This window comes from Nocardia sp. NPDC049935, assembly GCF_055586645.1.
On the sequence record NZ_JBVJHV010000006.1, the window covers coordinates 176,973 to 193,118 of the forward strand.

The following is a 16,146-nucleotide window of genomic DNA, read 5'->3' on the forward strand; positions in this document are numbered from 1 at the left end:
CGCTACATCTGCTCCGGGCGCCACGCGGTGACCGCCCAGATCGTGAACGCGCACCCGGCGATCACGATGATCGACCAGAGCGGCGCCCGGGGCAGCCACAGGAAGTTGATCGCGATGGTCACCACCGCCAGGACGACGGTCGCCACCCGGGCCCAGGTGATCCCGGCGATCAGCCCGATACCCACCACGGTCAGCACGATGCTGTCGACGATATGGATCCAGGTCCAGGTGGTCGTGGAGAAACGGTAGCGATACCGCGGTACCGAGGAAAGCCAGTCGGCGCCCCGGGCCACCGCGATCCCCTGCACCAGTTCCAGCACCGCCAGGCCGAGCAGCAGCACCGCGACCGCCACGGAACCGGCGGCGGCGAAAGCCCGTCCGGTCGGTGGCCGCTCCCGGAACTTCGACTGCATCTGGGCGCCTTCCTCGTGTGCGCTGCCGTGGACTGCACCGGCGCGCCAGGACCTGGGCACCGGCGCGCCGGGTGCCCTCAGCCTGCCGGGAGGGACGGCGGAGATGATCACCCGCCGGGGGTGAAGCCGCGTCCGCCCGGCCCGGCGCGACACCGCCCGCGCGCGACCGGGGCCCGCGCTGCCGCCGGGGCGGGACGCGGCCGGGCGCGCGGGCACCGCCCCGCCTCTCACGGGGTGACGATCGGGAAGCGCGGATCCGGGGTGTCGAGCAGCCCGACGAACCACTCCAGCAGGCTCTCCTCGCCCTTCATGGTGATCCCGTCGAATCCCTGCCCGGCCACCGCGCCCAGCAGTTGCTGTTTGGTGAGCGACAGCGTGAGATCCGCGGGTTCCGGGGCGGGCGTTTCCGGGGTCGGGGTGCGATGGGTGAGCGCGCCCCGCGACACCGTGAGCCGGTGCACCCGGTTCTCGTCGGTGAGATCCCAGTCCATGACGAAATCGCGTTCGGCCGCGCGCAGCCCGTCCAGGCGGACCGCCAGGGAATCGACGATCATGTCCAGGGTCAGCGCCGACAGCATCTCGGCACTGGCCGTCTGGGCCGCGATCGGGCTGGGCCCGCCCCGTAGTTCCGCGGCGCCGACGAGATAGAAATTGCGCCAGGTACCGTTCTCGGCACCGTGGCCGAGGGTCTCGTACACCCGCGCCAGCGCTTCCTTGGCGCCGGTGTGGCCGGGTTCGGCGAAGACCGCGTGCCCCAGCAGGGTGGCGGCGAACCGCGTATCTCCGGCGCCGGCGTACTCCCGGCCCTTCGCGACGATCGCGTCGATACCGCCGTAGTCGGCGACATAGCGCCGGGCCTGTTCGACCGGCGGATGCTCCCACAGATGCGCCGGGTTACCGTCGAACCAGCCCATATAGCGCTGGTAGATCGCCTTCACATTGTGGTTGGTGGAACCGTAGTACCCGCGATTGGCCCACAGCTTGTCGAGCGCGGGCGGGAACTCCAGCTGTTCGGCGATCTCCGGTCCGGTGAAACCCTGGTTGGTCAGGCGCAGCGTCTGATCGTGCATATAGGAGTACATATCCCGCTGCCCGGCGAGCCAGGCCGTCCAGTTCTCGCGGCCCCAGGTGGGCCAGTGGTGCGAGGCGAAGGCGATATCGGCCTTGTCGCCGAATCGCGCGATGGCCTCGTCGAGGTACCGGGCCCAGATCCGGGAATCACGCACCACCGCGCCGCGCAGGGTCAGCACATTGTGCATATTGTGGGTCGCGTTCTCGGCCATGCAGAGTGCGCGCCGATCGGGGAACAGGAAGTTCATCTCGGCCGGTGCCTCGGTGCCCGGGGTGAGCTGGAAGACGATCCGCACCCCGTCGATCTCCTCCTCCTGGCCGGTATGGGTGATATCGACCGTGGGCGGGATCAGGGTGACGGTGCCGGTGGATGTCGTCATCCCGAGGCCGGCGCCGATCTGCCCGTCGGGAGCCTTCGCCAGGACCGCCCCGTACATGAAGACCGCGCGCCGGCTCATCGCGTTACCGGCGTAGACGTTCTCGGAGACCGCGTGTTCGAGGAAACCCTCGGGCGCGAGGATCGGCACCGCCGGATGGCCCTCCGGGAGGATCCCCTCGGCGCCGCCGAAATGGTCGACATGCGAATGCGTGTAGATCATCCCGGTCACCGGTTTGTCGCCGCGATGACGGCGGTAGAGGGCCAGGCCGGCGGCGGCGGTCTCGGCCGAGATCAGCGGATCGATGACGATCACGCCCTCGCGCCCCTCCACGAAGGTCATATTCGACAGGTCCAGGTTGCGCACCTGATAGATGCCCTCGGTCACCTCGAACAGGCCCGCGATATTGCAGAGTTTGCTCTGCCGCCACAGACTCGGGTTCGCGGTCGGCGGGCAGTCCCCGTCCAGGAAGCGGTAGGCGTCGATATCCCAGATGACCCGGCCGTCGGCCGTGCGCACCTGGGGACTCTCGAGTCCGGCGACGAAACCGCGTGACGCGTTGTCGAAATCGGTGGTGTCGTCGAAGTCCACCTGCATGGTCATCGTTACCTCACTTCGCGAGATCGGCCGGCCTTCCGGTCGCCGGCGTGGGATCCGGCCGCCGCCCGGACGGGTGGGGGCGGCGGCGGCACACCGGTTGCGGCCGACGCTAACCATCCGGCGTGCTCCGGCAATCGCCTGTTGCGGGTGATATCCCGCCCCGCCGCCGCCGGGATGGCCAGGGCGGCGGCACCTCATCCGCCGCGGGTGAGGTACCGGCGTGCCGCGGCGGCGCACACTTCGGGCAGTCCGCACCATCCGAGACGTACCCGGAGGACCGCCATGACCGACCAGCCCGCGCCGAAGAAGTCGCTGCTGTCCCGGATCACGCTGAATCAGTGGCTGGCACTCGTCGTCACCGTTCTGGCGGTGGTGTTCATCCTCGCGAACCGCGACCGGGTGAATATCGAATTCCTGCTGGTCACGGTCACCTCGCCGATGTGGCTGATCCTGTTGATCATGTTCCTGGCCGGTATGGTCGCGGGCTGGCTGTTCCGGCGTTCGCGCCGCTGAGGACCGGGCTGTTCAGCCCTACCCGCCCGGTGTGGTGGTATCCCCCAGCGCGGCGGCGATGGTCGGGTACACCGCGATGCTGTGGCTCCCCGCCTCGGCGGCCGTGAGTTCCTCGCCGAACTGCCCGATCGAGCGGGCGATCCGGAAGTCGATCCGGCGCCGGGCCAGGGTGTCGCGCAGGTCCAGCAGCATGGTCGCCGCCGTCACGTCGATCGCCGGGGAGGTTTCCGCGTCGAGCACCACCAGCCGGGTCCGGTCGGTGCACAGATGCTCGACTCGGTGGCGCACGAAATCGGCGTTCACGAAATACAACCCCGACTCCACCCGCACCACCAGGACATCGGGCCGTCCGCTCAGGCCGGGATGCCGGGCGGTGTCGAGCCACAGCCCGTCGCTCGGCGCCAGCGTCGCGATATGCGGCTGCGAGGTGCGGTATACCAGCAGCAGGATGGCGATTCCCGCGCCGATGAGCAGTCCGGGCAGCGTATCGAAGAGCAGGACGCCCAGCATCGCGGCCAGTGCGGCGACGAAATCCGCGCGCGCGGCCCGGCCGTAGATACTGCCCAGCCACCGCGACCACACCCGGTAGAGCCGGCGCAGCGCCGCGATATCGACCAGTTCGATCACCGCCGCGATCACCACCGCGGCCAGTGTCGCCTCGGGCAGTTGTTCGAACAGGCCGGTGAGCAGCAGCAGGGTGACTATCGTCAGGGCCGCCACCACCAGCCCGCTGACCTGACTCTTGGCGCCCGCCGCACCGTTCACCGCGGTTTTGGACAGACTGCCGTTGACGACCATGCCGGCATTGAGCCCCGATCCCAGGTTGGCGGCGCCCAGGCCGATCAGCTCCCGGTTGGGGTCCACCTCGTAGCCCTCCCGGGCCGCGTAGGTCTTGGCCGCGCCCAGCCCTTCCGCGAAACCGATCAGCAGGACACCGACGGCGGGGCCCAGCAGATCCAGGTAGTCGTGGAATCCCGCGTCGGGCAGGCCGGGAACGGGCAGCCCGGATTCGATCGTCCCGACGATCTCGACCCCGTGGTCGTCCAGATCGAACAGCGCGACCGCCACGATCCCGGCCACCACGGCCACCAGCGAACCGGGAACCAGCGGCAGCCAGCGTTTCAACCCCAGCACCAGCGCCAGGCTCAGACCGCCGACCAGCAGTGTCCGCCACCGGGTATCGCCCAGACCGGTCAGCACACCCCACGTCTGTGCGAAGAAATCACCCTCGTGTTTCTCGATTCCCAGCAGTTTCGGCACCTGCCCGATGATGATCACCAGCGCCAGCCCGATGATGAACCCTTTGAGTACCGGTTCGGAGATGAACGCGGCCACGAACCCGAGGCGCAGCAGTCCCGCGATCAACCCCACCACCCCGGTCGCGATGGCCAGCGCGGTGGTCAGCGCGATATAGCGCCCACCGTCCGCCCCGGCGAGCGGGGTGATCAACGCCGCCGAGAGCGCCGCGGTGGCCGACATGGGCCCCACCACGAGATGGCGCGAACTACCCGCCAGGGCGTACAGCACCAGCGCGGGCACCGCCGCGTACAGCCCGACCACCGGTGGCACTCCGGCGATCGTCGCGTAGGCCAGTGCCTCGGGTACCAGAACGGCCCAGACGGTGAGCCCGGCGATCACATCGGGCCGCAGCCATGCTCTCCGGTACCCGCGCAGCGACCCGAACAGCTGCCACCGCGAGCCCGCGGCGGGTGCCGCCCGCCCCTCGCTCACAGCCCGCCGATTCCCTTGCCGAACACCACCGCGCCCATGACCAGCAGCACCATCGCCATGACCATCCGGTTGTTGGCCTCCAGCCAGTCCCGGGTCCGGTCGAGCACCGGCCGCAGCGGTTCAGCCGCCACGGCATAACCCAGGACCACGGCCAGCACACTGCTCGCGGCGAGCACCGTGAACACCACCAGGGCGACGACCTGCCCGCCCGCGCTCAGCCCGGCGGCGCCGATGACGACACCGGCCGAGGCGCACAGCAGCAGGTTCTTCGGGTTCACCCCCGACAGCAGCGCACCCAGCCCGACGGCCTTACCGGTGGTCAGTTCATCGAGACCCCGCATCCAGCCGGGGGTCGAGGTCTCGGCCCGCTGCCGCCACTGGACGAACCCCGCCGCCAGCAACAGCACCCCGAGAACGATCTCGGTCCAGGCCGCGGCGGCGCCGGGCCCGGTATCGGAGTCCAGGCCGAACAGAGCGGCCAGCACGATGAACACCTCGGTGGCCACGATGATCCCGAGCGTCCAGCCGAGGGCGAACCCGCCCGCCGCCGCCGACGCGTGCTTGGACAGGAGCATGAGAATGGCCGCCACGATCGGGATGGGTGAGATCGCCACTCCCACCGCCAGGGGAAGAAGATCACCGATCACTGTGCCCATACCCGTCACGCTAGGCAGTCCGGCCGCGGCGACCGTCATACGTAACGGGTGAAATCAGCCCGGATCCGCCGGGCGGTCATGATCCCGCAACCAGACCCGCGCCTGGGCGTAGGCGGCCAGCGTCGATTCACCGATCGTCGCGGTGGCCGGGAAGAACTCCAGCCGCACCCCCTGCGCCGCCAGCAGATCATCGGTCCAGAAGTCGCGGACCCGTGGGTCGACTCCGCTCAGATAGAGCCGGCCGTCGTGTTCGGCCAGCCGCCGCGCGTACGCGGCCACGACCACGAAGAAGGTGGCACTCACCGTGGTACGGCCGCGCAGGCGCAGAATCACCACCGGAGCGTGGGCGCCGGCGGGATCGGGTAACTGGGCCTGCAGGGTCCGGGCACCGGCGTAGAACAGGCTGCCGTAGACATCCAGGATCACGATCTCGTCGTCGGAGACCGTCGCCGGCAGCGGCGCTTCACGGAGCCGGTGGCCCTCGGCGCGCAGCCGTACCACTTTCAGATCCATGGCCTCCCGGTTGAGCTGGAGCAGGAGCGACAGTGCCACGCCCACGCCGACGGCCGCGGCGACCGGGAGCACCAGCGTGGCGACGAAGGTCGTTGTCAGCGCGATCCGGGAGGTGGAGCCGCTACTCCAGATGGCACTGATCCGGGCCTGCGAAATCGACCCCACCGCCGCGACGATCAGGACGGCGGCCAGGGTCGGCATGGGCACCCGGCCGACCGCCGGCGCGAACGCGGCCAGGATCGCCAGGCCCCAGATCCCGGACCAGATCCCGCCCCAGCGGGTGCGGGCGCCGGCCACCTGATTGAGCGCGGTCTGCCCCATCGAACCGCCGACGGGCATACCGCGTACCAGCGCGGCGGCGATATTCCCCACCCCCTGCGCGGTGAAGTCCCGGTTCACGTCCACCCGCGACCCGTCGAGGTTCGGTGCGGCCTCCGCCACCCCGGTGCCCTGGACCAGCACGATCACCGCCACCGCCAGCGCACCGCTGATCAGGGCGGGACTGAGCAGGGTGAGATCGGGTGGGCCGAGGCTCGGCAGGCCCGCGGGAATCTCCCCGCTGCTCGACACCCGTTCCACCGAATCCCAGCCGAAGGCGACCACCAGCGCCGTCGGTACCGCGAGCGCCGCCAGCGCCGCCGCCATCCGCAGGCGCGTGCGGGCGAGCCCGAGCATGAGGGCGATCGCGGTGAGGCCGGTGATCAGCGACGGCAGGTCGATCCGGCCCGGATGCACGAAAACCTGAACGGCCCGCGCGACGGCGATATCGGCGTCGGTATCGGACCCGGTGAGGTCGGCGAGCTGGCCGAAGGCGATATTCGCCGCGATTCCGGCGAGGAACCCCGTCATCACCGAATGCGAGACGAATCGCGTGTAGCGGCCCAGCCGCAGGACCGCCGCCAGGATCATGAACATCCCGGCGAGCAGCGTCAGCAGCGCCAGTCCCGCCGGACGGTTGTCCTCCGGGACCGCCAGCAGCGCCGAACCCGCCGCCAGCGCGGACGCGCTGGTCGCGGTGACGACCATCCGCCGGGTGCCGGTGGCGAATCCACCCGCGATCCGGCCGGCGATACCGGCATAGAGCCCGTGCACCGGGCTGACCCCGGCCAGCACCCCGGCCGCCATACCGTCCGGGATGCTGCCGATGGCGCCGGCCAGCCCGGCGAACACATCGTCGCGCCGCATCCGTTCGTCGGGCAGGACCGCGCGCAGCCACCGGGCCCGGCGCTTCATGGATACCGGCGGTCCCGGCGGGCGCCGGAGTACCGGATCAGGTGGTCCGTGGCCGCCACGTGGCGATGGCCCAGATCACGACGATATCCAGCACGATGACCAGCGTCGACCACCACGGGTAATAGGGCAGCCAGAGGAAATTCGCCAGGATCGACAGCGCCAGGATGCCGATGGCCAGACCGCGGCCCCAGGCCGTACCGGTCATCAGGCCGAGCGCGCTGATGATCAGGACCGCGCCGAGCACGATATGGATCCAGCCCCAGGTGTTCAGGTCGAATTCGTAGATGTAATCGGTCCCGACCACGAACAGCCCGTTGTCGGCGAGCGCCGCGATACCTTGCAGCAGGGACAGCACGCCGACGGTGAGCAGCAGGATCGCGGCCCCGATCGAGGTGCCGGCGGCCACCCCCTGCCGGAGCGGCGATTCGACGGAGGTGCGTGCCCTCTGGTCCGGTGCTGTTGTCATCTCCACTCCTTCCGAGCACAGGTGTGGCACGACTCTCGCGCCCGGCGATACCGCCGCGCCTCACCCGGCGCGGGTGAATCCGGCCGTCCCGGCTCAGGCGTCCGGCTTCGCGGGCGGGCCGTCTCCGGGGCTCCCGCGCCCGGGGCCGGCGCTCTTTCCCGGCTCGGGCTCGCCGGTGTCCTCCCGCCGGGGCCCGGAGGTGTCCGGGTGATCGGGGGCGCGATCGCTGATGAGCACGGTCAGCCAGCGGGTGGACGGATCGATATCGATCAGCAGCGCCTTGGCCAGCAGGGTCAGCGGGATCGCCAGCAGCGCGCCCAGCGCGCCCAGCACCCAGGTCCAGAACACCAGGGACAGGAAGGTGACCGTGACGCTGAGGCCGACCGCGTCGCCGACGAATTTGGGCTGGATCACCGATTGCACCACCACGTTGAACACGCAGTACAGCACGATGACCCAGATCATCTTGGTGAACCCGCTGTCCAGCAGCGCCAGCAGCGCGGGCGGCACCAGGCCCACCACGAACCCGATATTGGGGATGTAGTTGGTGATGAACGACAACAGCGCCCACAGCAGCGGGAACGGGACCGCCAGCAGCCACAGCGCCACCCCGTCGAGCACGGCGACGATCAGCCCGAACACGGTGGACACGATGAGGTACTTCCGGGTGCCGGCGGCGAAGGCGCCCAGCGCCCCGGCGATATCGGGCCGCATGGTGGCCAGCACCCCGGTGCGGCGGCCGATACTCATCCCGTCGAAGGCCATGAACAGCAGCAGCGCGAGGATGAACACCAGATCGGAGAAGATCCCGCTGAGCCCGACCAGCAGCGTTTCGAGCAGGTCGATCGCCTTGGTGAAATCGAAACCGCTCAGCGCGTGCTCGATCCGCTCCTTGTCGATATCGAAGTTGTGCAGCAGGGTCCGGATCTGATCGAGCAGATCGGCGAACCGATCGGTGTAGTCCGGGAGCGAGGTGGCGAGCTGGGCCACCGATACCGCCAGGGCGGCCACCAGTCCCAGCAGTACGAGGTACACCACGACCAGGGCCGCCAGCATGCCCAGCCAGGGCGGCACGCCCCGGCGCTGGAGCCGGGTCTGGATGGGCTGCACCGCGACGGCGAGCATGAGCGCCAGGAACACCGGGCCCAGTACCCCGGAGAAGATCTTGGTCCCGCCGATCGCCACGACCCCGGAGGCCGTGGCGAGCAGCACGATGAGTCCGCGCGGCATCGACCATCCCGACGCCGCGCCTGCGGCGGAATCGGTCACGACATGGCCTTGGCCTTGAGTCGTTCGTATTCGGCCTCGGTGATCGTGCCGTCGGCGAGAAGCCGTTTCGCGTCCGCTATCTGCGTCGCCGGGTTGGTCCCGGCGGTCTGCTGGATGTACTGCTTCTCGGCCGTCTGCATCTGTTCGGCGGCGGCGATCGTTCGCTGGGTCATGCCGCGGCCCCGCACGATCAGGTACACCAGCGAGGACACCAGCGGCAGCAGGATCAGCAGCACCACCCACAGTGCCTTGACCCACCCGGAGGTCTCCCGGTCGCGCAGCAGGTCACCGATGATGTGGAACAGCAGGAGCAGATACGCGATGAACGCGAAGCTCACCACGACCAGCCAGAGCGCTTCCCAGAACGACATGGCCCACCTCGTTTGCCTCGGATACAGGGGTCCCCGCGGGCGGCGACAGCCGCCACGCTAGGTCGCGCGCACCGGCTTCCGGCTCACCCGTCACGGATGAATCCGGCCGGATACGCCCTGGTAACAGGTTGGTTCAGGACCGCTCGGCCCCGGTCTCGCCTCGGGTAGGCTCCCGCTGAGTGCGTGCTAGTGCTGTTTCGGACATCTTCGTCGGGAGGCACCGTGACCACTTCGCCAACACTGGATCTGACGGGCCGCCCGGTATCGCGAGCTCGGTCGCGATCACCTATCCCGCTCTTCCCGTTCACCCCGGTCGCCCGGCACCGATTGCATACCGCGCTGGACTCGGTGGTCGATCGCGGTCACGGCGGGGTGCTGCTGATCCGCGGAGCGGTCGGTATCGGCAAAACCGTCACGGTGGCCGACTGGGCGGCGAGCCATCTGCCGCGGACACACCCGGATACCCGCACGGCGTGGATCACGATCCGCGATCAGATGTCGCTGTGGGCCGAACTGCGGACGCGCCTGCACCTGCGCGGTATCGTCGCCGCGCGGCCCGCGGCCGGGATCGGCGAAGCGGACGCGCTCCTCGCGGCCCTGGCCGCCCAGCCGACGCCGACCGTCCTGGTCATCGACGACGCGCATCTGATCACCGACCCGCTGGCACTGGCCGGGCTGGAGTACTTCCTGCAGAACGCGCCCGATTCGGTGACGACCGTGCTCTGCGCGCGGTTCGATCCGCCGATCCGCTGGCATCTGCTCGATCTGCATTCCCGGCTCACCCGGTGGAGTGCCCGGGATCTCGCGCTGTCCCCCGGTGAGGCCGCCCAGCTCTGCGACGGCCACGACTGCGCACTCGACGACGGCGATCTCGACACCCTCATGTCGCTGACCGAGGGCTGGGCCGCACTGGTGCGGATCGCCGCGATCTATCTGACCACCAACACCGTCGACCACACCGACGCGCTGGCCGCGCTGGCCCGGCCCCCGCACGCGTTCGCCGATATCCTGGTCGGTGAACTCATCGACACCCTCTCACCCTCACTGCGCCAGTTCCTGACCTGCACCAGCATCCCGGAGGAGTTCACCGAGCAGCTCGCCGACGATCTGGTCGGCGGCGGTGCGGCACACCAGCTCTACGAGCTGAACCGGCTCGAGTTCCCGATGACCTCGCTCTCGCGCGGCGGCACGGTCTGGTTCTCCTACCATCCGATGTTGCGGGCCTACTTCCTGGCCGAGGCGAACCGCCTCGGCCAGGATCTGTGTGCGGACCTGCATCTGCGGGCCGCCCGCCAGCTCACGGCCACGGGTGAGTTGTGGGCCGCGCTGCGGCATCTGCTGGCCGTGCCCGACCGGCGCCCACTGGCCTCGTTCCTGGCCGACCACGCACTGGCACTGGTCCTGGCCGACCACGGCGAGGCGCTGTTCGACGCGCTGGCCGGGACCGTACCCGAGGTGCTGACCGACCCGTTCCTGCGATTGCTGCAGGCGACCGACGCGCTGCTGCACGGCGACAGCGGATCGGCGCTGGCCTACCGCGACAGCACCCGGCTGCAGGCCGACGACGAACCGGTATCGCTGGCGGGCCCGTACCGGCTCGAGGCGCTGGGCACTGCCGTGGACGCCGAACTCGCGGTGACCACCGGGGTCGCGCCGGAATCGATCGTGCTGCCGGAGCGGCTACCGCCGGCCGACCGGCCCGATCTGGACGGCTATCTCGCCGTCACCACCGGAACGGTGCTGGTGCTGCGCGGCGAACTCGCCCGCGGCGAGGAGCGGTTACGGGTCGCGCTGACCCGCACCCGGTCCCGCTGCCATCCACGACTGCGGCTGATCGCGGTGACCCGGCTGGCCGTCACCGCCGGACTGGCCGGATCGATCACCACCATGCGGCAGCGGGCCGAACGCGCCCGCGCCATCGCCCGCGACCACGATCTGCTGGATCTGCCCGAGGCCGTGCACGCCACCGCTCTCGAGGCCTACGGCGCCTACCTGCAGGGCACCGATCCGCAACCGGGCCGGATCGAAATCCTGTGCGCCGAACGGATCCGGCGCGACGGAACACCGGGCCCGGTGGCGGGCTGGCTACCGCATACCGTCGGCACGCTGCTGCATTGCCAGTGCGCCACCGACCGGGCCACCGCCACCGACCGGCTGCGCCGCAGTATCGGCCGGGTGCTCGACGCCGATCCGCCGCCGGCGCTCAGCGGCGGTCTGCTCGGCGCCGCGGTGTGGACCCTGCTGGGCGTGAACGAGGCGCCCACCGCGCAGCGGCTGGTCGAACGGGCCCGCGCGGTCCTGGGCCGGACACCCGACACCGTGCTGGCCGGCGCGGCGCTGGCCGCGTTCGCCGGGAACCATCAGGCCGTGGTGACCCAGGTGGAACCGCTGCTGACGGCCACCCCCGCCGCCCATCCGGTGAGCCGGCTGACCGCGCTGCTACTGGATGCCCGCGCCCATCACCAGCTGGGCAACGACCCCAAATCCCGGGAGGCGGTGGAGCAGGGGTTGCGGCTCGCCGCCAGCCACCAGATCACCCGGCCGTTCTTCGATGTGCCGGGCGCGGTCGAACTGCTCGACTACTACGCCGGATGCTTCGGTCACCACAGCGCGTTCGCCGATACCGTGCGGGCCAGCCGGCACGCGCATCGCCGGGCCGATCACCCGCCGCTGACCGCGACCGAGGCGACCATCCTGCGCCAGCTCCCCTCGGGCCGCACCACCCAGCACATCGCCGACGATCTCGGCGTTTCCATCAATACGGTGAAAACCCATCTGCGCGGGATCTACGCCAAGCTGGGGACGAGTTCGCGGATGGAAACGCTCGAAGAGGCCCGCCGCGCCGGCTTGCTCTGACGGCCCGGACCGGCCGCGGCGGCGAGTTCCCCGCGCCGCGGCCGTCTTTCACCCGATGCGGACGAGGTGCCCGCCCCGGGCGCCGGGCGACACTGGATCACCGGCACCCGGACCGCTTTCTCCACGCCCGGAACGCCGCCCACCCGAGCCGCGACCAGCAGGAGATGGCGATGCGATACCAGTTCACCATCGACGGCGAACTCTCCGAGCGTGCGCTCGCCGCCTTCCCCGAACTCACCGGGAACCTCGACCAGGGCACCACGGTGCTGTCGGGCCCGGTCACCGATTCCACCGGTGTCCGCACGATCCTCGCCCGTATCGACAATCTCGGCCTCACCGTGCTCGAGATGCACCGGCTGCCGGACTGAGACGGCGATGTCCGCGCTGGTCCCCGCGAGCCAACGCCGCACCCTCGACGAGGTCACCGAACGACTGAACCTCTCGACCGGCGATTCGCGCGCGAAACGGTCGGCGTTCTGGATCATGCTGGTGCTGTCGGGGGTGATCGCGGTATCCGGGGTGGTGGGCGATTCCACCGCCACCGTGATCGGCGCGATGATCGTGGCGCCGCTGTCGGTGCCGATCCTGGGCGTGGGTCTGGGTATCGCCACCAGCGACGCCCGGCTCGTCGCCCGCAGTCTGCTCCTGGTGGCGGCCGGCGCCGCCACGGTGATCCTGCTGGGATTCCTGGTCGCGCAACTCCTGCCGATTCCGACCGATGTGCTCGGCAACTCGCAGGTCCTCGGCCGCACCTCGCCCCGGATCGTCGATCTGTCCGCGGCCCTGGCCACCGGGCTCGTCGGCGCGGTGGCCATCACCCGGCGCGATGTGGGTGATGTGCTGCCGGGGGTCGCGATCGCCATCTCGCTGGTGCCGCCGCTGGCGGTGGTGGGAGTCTGCCTGGGTTCGGGGGCGCCCGCGCTCGGCCTGGGCGCGTTCGTGCTGTTCGCCTCCAATATGGTGGCGATGATGATCACCGCCGCGGTGGTCCTGGTGTTCACCGGGTATGCCCACGAAGCCGGGGCGGGCGCCGCGCGGCGCGGGCGCGCCTACGCGGTCCTGGCCGCGGCGCTGGTCGTGGTCGCGATTCCGATGGTGGTCAATTCACTCACCTCGCTGTGGGCCGACCAGATCGCCGACGCGACCCGGCAGTGGTTGCGTGATATCCCGGGCGCGCAGGTCACCGACGTGACGCTGCACAGCGATACCGCCACCATCGAGATCCGCGCGCCCGAGGAGCTGCCGCCCGTCGACGAGCTGAAACGGTCCGTCGATTCGCTGGTGCCGTGGAGCCCGGAGGTGGTCCTCGTGCACACCGTCGGATCCCGGGTCACGGACTGAACCGGCTCCGGGTCAGTAGGGCCGCGCCTGCCCGGCCCACCGGCCGGCGGGCCGGTCCGCCGACTCCGCGGGGAACGAGATACGGTCCGGATCGCCGTCGGAGGTGTAGCGGGCACCGGGATCCGCGGCCAGCTGATCCAGCCAATACGCGCTGTCGAACGGCACCGCGCCCAGACCGGACCTGATCCGCGGCACCTGACCCGGGTCCACCGCGCCGAACGGCGACGGCGCCGGATTCGCGCCGACCAGCATGACCGCGTCGAACCGGTACGACGTGCCGCCGGAACTGCCGGCCCGCGCCAGTGCGGGATCGCCGGGCGCCATACCCAGCGGCAGGGCCAGCGTGGTCACCGCGGTTCCGGGCGCGGCGGCGCCGATGGCGGCCACGTTCGATGCCAGTTCGCGCTGGATCCGCGCGGCGTCGGAGTCGGCGAGATTCGCGTGGCTCGCGGTATGCGAACCGATCTCGTGACCGTGCGCGGCCAGATACGGCAGCGCCCGCGCCTCACCGCCGAAGGCGTCGTTGGTGACGTAGAAGGTCGCCCGGGCCGGGAAATCCGGATGGGCGGCGGCGAACTCCTCCAGGATCGCGACGGCGCAGTCGCGGGCGGGTCTGCCGTCGGGTCCGAATCGCAGCTGGCTCGTGGTCGAATCGTCGAAGGTGAGCACCACCGGATGGGTCCCGGCGGGGATATCGATATCACCGGCGATGTACTGGGCGGCGGTGATCGGGCGGTAGCCCTCCCGGTAGAGCCGGTCCAGTTCCGCTCGGAACTCCGCCGGCGTCTGGTCGTATTCGCCGGCCGGGCGCGCGAACAGCTGGTGGTACATCAGGATCGGGACCTGCCCCAGTTCGTCGGCGCCGACCGCCGCGGGATCGGGTCCCGGGGTGGTGGTCACCGTGGGCGGAGGCGGCGGCGGTGGGGCGGGCGCGGTCTCGGCCGTCGCACCGCAGGCCGCGGCGCCCACCGCGCACAGCGCCGCCACGACGACCCGAACAATGCTCACCGGGTATCGAACCATCGGACGAATGTTACGTGCCGACAACGATTTACGGTTCATCTCCACGAAACAGATTGGTGACGCCGCGCACTGGCCATCCTGTCCGGGAACGGTGTTGTCGGAAGTTGGTGTGCTGTGCTCATGCGGGTACGGGGCCTCGGCCGGAAGCGGTCGGTGGTCCTGGTTTTCGGTGTAGTCCTCGCGGTTGTCCTGGTGTCGGTGGGGGTCGGCGCCGCCCGGCAGCCGGTCGAAAGGCTCCCGCTGAGCGGGTTACCGCCCGGTCCGGTGGGTGCGGCGGCGCTACCGGATCTCACCCTGCGGGTGGACGCCGCCGGACACGATCCCGGTGCGGTCCGGCTGACCTTGGACGGCGCGCCCGTCGAGGGCCGGGTGGAGGGCGAGAGCGTGCTCTACCACCCGGAGAACCTGGCCGACGGTGAGCACACCTTCGCCGCGGAGATCCCGGCCGGCTGGCTCCGGCGCGACCCCGCGGCCGCGGCGACCTTCACCGTCGATACGGCGGCCCCGGAACTCGAGGTGGCGCAGCCGGAGACCGCCGGCTCCTACCGCGACCCGGTGACGGTGCGCGGCCGCGCCCCCGACGCCGCGCGGGTGTCGATCGGCGAGCACGCGGTGGCCCCCGGCCCCGACGGCAGTTTCGAGACCGAACTGCCGCACAGCCCGAGCGGTTCGGAGGTGGTCGCGGTGGACGCCGCGGGCAATGCCACCACCCGGGCGCTCACCACGGGGATCGATCTGCCGCGGATGCGCGCCGTGCATGTCACCGCGCACGCCTGGTCCCACGACGGGATGCGGGAGGCGGTGCTGGACCTGGCCCGGCAGGGCCGCATCGATACGGTGCAACTCGATATCAAGGACGAGGACGGGGTGGTCGGCTACGACTCGAAGGTGCCGCTGGCCCGCACCACCGGCGCCGCGTCGCCCATCTACGACGCCCGGGCCGCCCTGCGGCGACTCCACGATATGGGCGTGCAGGTGGTGGGCCGGATCGTCGCCTTCCGCGATCCGGCACTCGCCGAATGGGCCTGGCATCACGGCCGGCCCGACTGGGTGATCCAGAACCCGGCGGGACAGCCCTACTCCAGTCACTACGGCGCGATCGCGTTCACCAATTTCGCCCATCCCGAGGTCCGCGGCTACAACATCGCGCTCGCGGTGGAGGCCGCCGAACTCGGGTTCGACGGCGTCATGTACGACTATGTCCGCCGCCCCGACGGCCCGCTCACCAGTATGCGGTTCCCCGGGATCAAGGGTCCCGCGACCGTCGCGGTGGCCGAATTCCTGCGGCAGAGCCGGGCCCCGGTCCAGGCCGCCGGCGCCCATCAGAGCGCGGCGGTCTACGGGATCGCCGCCACCCGCCCCGATCAGATCGCGCAGGACATCGGCCTCATCGCGAAGCAGGTGGACTATGTGGCCCCGATGATCTATCCGTCGCACTGGGGCCCCGGTGAGTACGGGGTGGCCGATCCCAACTCCCAGCCCTACGACATCGTGGCCGCCTCACTGCGCGACTTCCAGACCGTGACCGAGGGCACCGGCGCCCGGGTGATTCCCTGGCTGCAGGATTTCAGTCTCGGCGTCGACTATGGAGACGCGCAGGTCAGAGCACAGATCGATGCCACCGCGAAGGTGGGGATCGATAGTTTCTTCCTGTGGAGTCCGTCCGTGAGCTACCACGGCGGGGCCCTGCCTGTGAAGTGACGCCGTAACGCC

Annotated in this window: 14 protein-coding genes; 5 read left to right on the plus strand and 9 right to left on the minus strand. The window is 70.3% G+C overall.

Translation table 11 applies throughout. The features are described 5' to 3' along the window. Window positions 1–2: 2 nt before the first annotated feature. Together ACZ6SF_RS23175 and ACZ6SF_RS23180 are read right to left on the minus strand one after the other, a co-directional pair. A complete protein-coding gene (locus ACZ6SF_RS23175) occupies window positions 3–413 on the minus strand; it encodes a DUF7144 family membrane protein (protein ID WP_466064380.1) in 411 nt (136 codons plus the stop codon). 227 nt (window positions 414–640) lie between these two features. Continuing rightward, window positions 641–2,458, minus strand: coding sequence for an alkyl/aryl-sulfatase (locus tag ACZ6SF_RS23180; protein ID WP_466064927.1), 1,818 nt, complete (start codon window positions 2,456–2,458; stop codon window positions 641–643). 285 nt (window positions 2,459–2,743) lie between these two features. Between ACZ6SF_RS23180 and ACZ6SF_RS23185 the strand changes: the two genes are divergently transcribed. Then, window positions 2,744–2,974 carry a LapA family protein gene (locus ACZ6SF_RS23185; protein WP_466064382.1) on the plus strand — a complete coding sequence of 77 codons (231 nt, stop codon included), beginning with the start codon at window positions 2,744–2,746 and terminating at the stop codon, window positions 2,972–2,974. Between the two features lie 18 nt (window positions 2,975–2,992). On the opposite strand, the gene ACZ6SF_RS23190 is transcribed toward ACZ6SF_RS23185, so the two are convergent. The 6 genes from ACZ6SF_RS23190 to ACZ6SF_RS23215 form a co-directional block, all read right to left on the minus strand. Further along, the gene (locus ACZ6SF_RS23190; RefSeq protein WP_466064384.1) at window positions 2,993–4,705 is read right to left on the minus strand and encodes a SulP family inorganic anion transporter; all 1,713 of its coding nucleotides are present in this window, start codon (window positions 4,703–4,705) and stop codon (window positions 2,993–2,995) included. Further along, complete coding sequence (locus tag ACZ6SF_RS23195) at window positions 4,702–5,361, minus strand: GAP family protein (RefSeq protein WP_466064385.1); 660 nt, start codon at window positions 5,359–5,361, stop codon at window positions 4,702–4,704. The genes ACZ6SF_RS23190 and ACZ6SF_RS23195 overlap by 4 nt, the downstream gene beginning before the upstream one ends. Before the next feature lie 54 nt (window positions 5,362–5,415). Then, on the minus strand, window positions 5,416–7,107 hold the full coding sequence (locus ACZ6SF_RS23200; protein WP_466064387.1) for a SulP family inorganic anion transporter: 1,692 nt from the start codon (window positions 7,105–7,107) through the stop codon (window positions 5,416–5,418). Between the two features lie 37 nt (window positions 7,108–7,144). Then, entirely contained in the window at window positions 7,145–7,573 is a 429-nt protein-coding gene (locus ACZ6SF_RS23205; RefSeq protein ID WP_466064389.1) for a DUF7144 family membrane protein, read from the minus strand. Window positions 7,574–7,666: 93 nt separating this feature from the next. Beyond that, window positions 7,667–8,803 (minus strand): AI-2E family transporter, encoded by a 1,137-nt coding sequence (locus ACZ6SF_RS23210; RefSeq protein WP_466064929.1) that lies wholly within the window; start codon window positions 8,801–8,803, stop codon window positions 7,667–7,669. A gap of 35 nt (window positions 8,804–8,838) precedes the next feature. After that, window positions 8,839–9,213 carry an SHOCT domain-containing protein gene (locus ACZ6SF_RS23215; protein WP_466064391.1) on the minus strand — a complete coding sequence of 125 codons (375 nt, stop codon included), beginning with the start codon at window positions 9,211–9,213 and terminating at the stop codon, window positions 8,839–8,841. A gap of 222 nt (window positions 9,214–9,435) precedes the next feature. On the opposite strand from ACZ6SF_RS23215, the gene ACZ6SF_RS23220 reads away from it, so the two are divergent. From ACZ6SF_RS23220 to ACZ6SF_RS23230, 3 genes are all read left to right on the plus strand, one after another. Further along, a complete protein-coding gene (locus ACZ6SF_RS23220; protein WP_466064393.1) occupies window positions 9,436–12,069 on the plus strand; it encodes a winged helix-turn-helix domain-containing protein in 2,634 nt (877 codons plus the stop codon). Window positions 12,070–12,239: 170 nt separating this feature from the next. After that, window positions 12,240–12,437, plus strand: a complete 198-nt coding sequence (locus ACZ6SF_RS23225) for a hypothetical protein (RefSeq protein WP_466064394.1) — start codon at window positions 12,240–12,242, stop codon at window positions 12,435–12,437. 7 nt (window positions 12,438–12,444) lie between these two features. Then, window positions 12,445–13,410, plus strand: coding sequence for a TIGR00341 family protein (locus ACZ6SF_RS23230; RefSeq protein ID WP_466064395.1), 966 nt, complete (start codon window positions 12,445–12,447; stop codon window positions 13,408–13,410). A 12-nt stretch (window positions 13,411–13,422) separates the two neighbouring features. On the opposite strand, the gene ACZ6SF_RS23235 is transcribed toward ACZ6SF_RS23230, so the two are convergent. Further along, a complete protein-coding gene (locus tag ACZ6SF_RS23235; protein ID WP_466064397.1) occupies window positions 13,423–14,418 on the minus strand; it encodes a polysaccharide deacetylase family protein in 996 nt (331 codons plus the stop codon). Window positions 14,419–14,553: 135 nt separating this feature from the next. Here ACZ6SF_RS23235 and ACZ6SF_RS23240 point away from each other — a divergent pair, with 135 nt between their 5' ends. Continuing rightward, window positions 14,554–16,134 (plus strand): putative glycoside hydrolase, encoded by a 1,581-nt coding sequence (locus ACZ6SF_RS23240; protein ID WP_466064398.1) that lies wholly within the window; start codon window positions 14,554–14,556, stop codon window positions 16,132–16,134. Window positions 16,135–16,146: the final 12 nt, after the last annotated feature.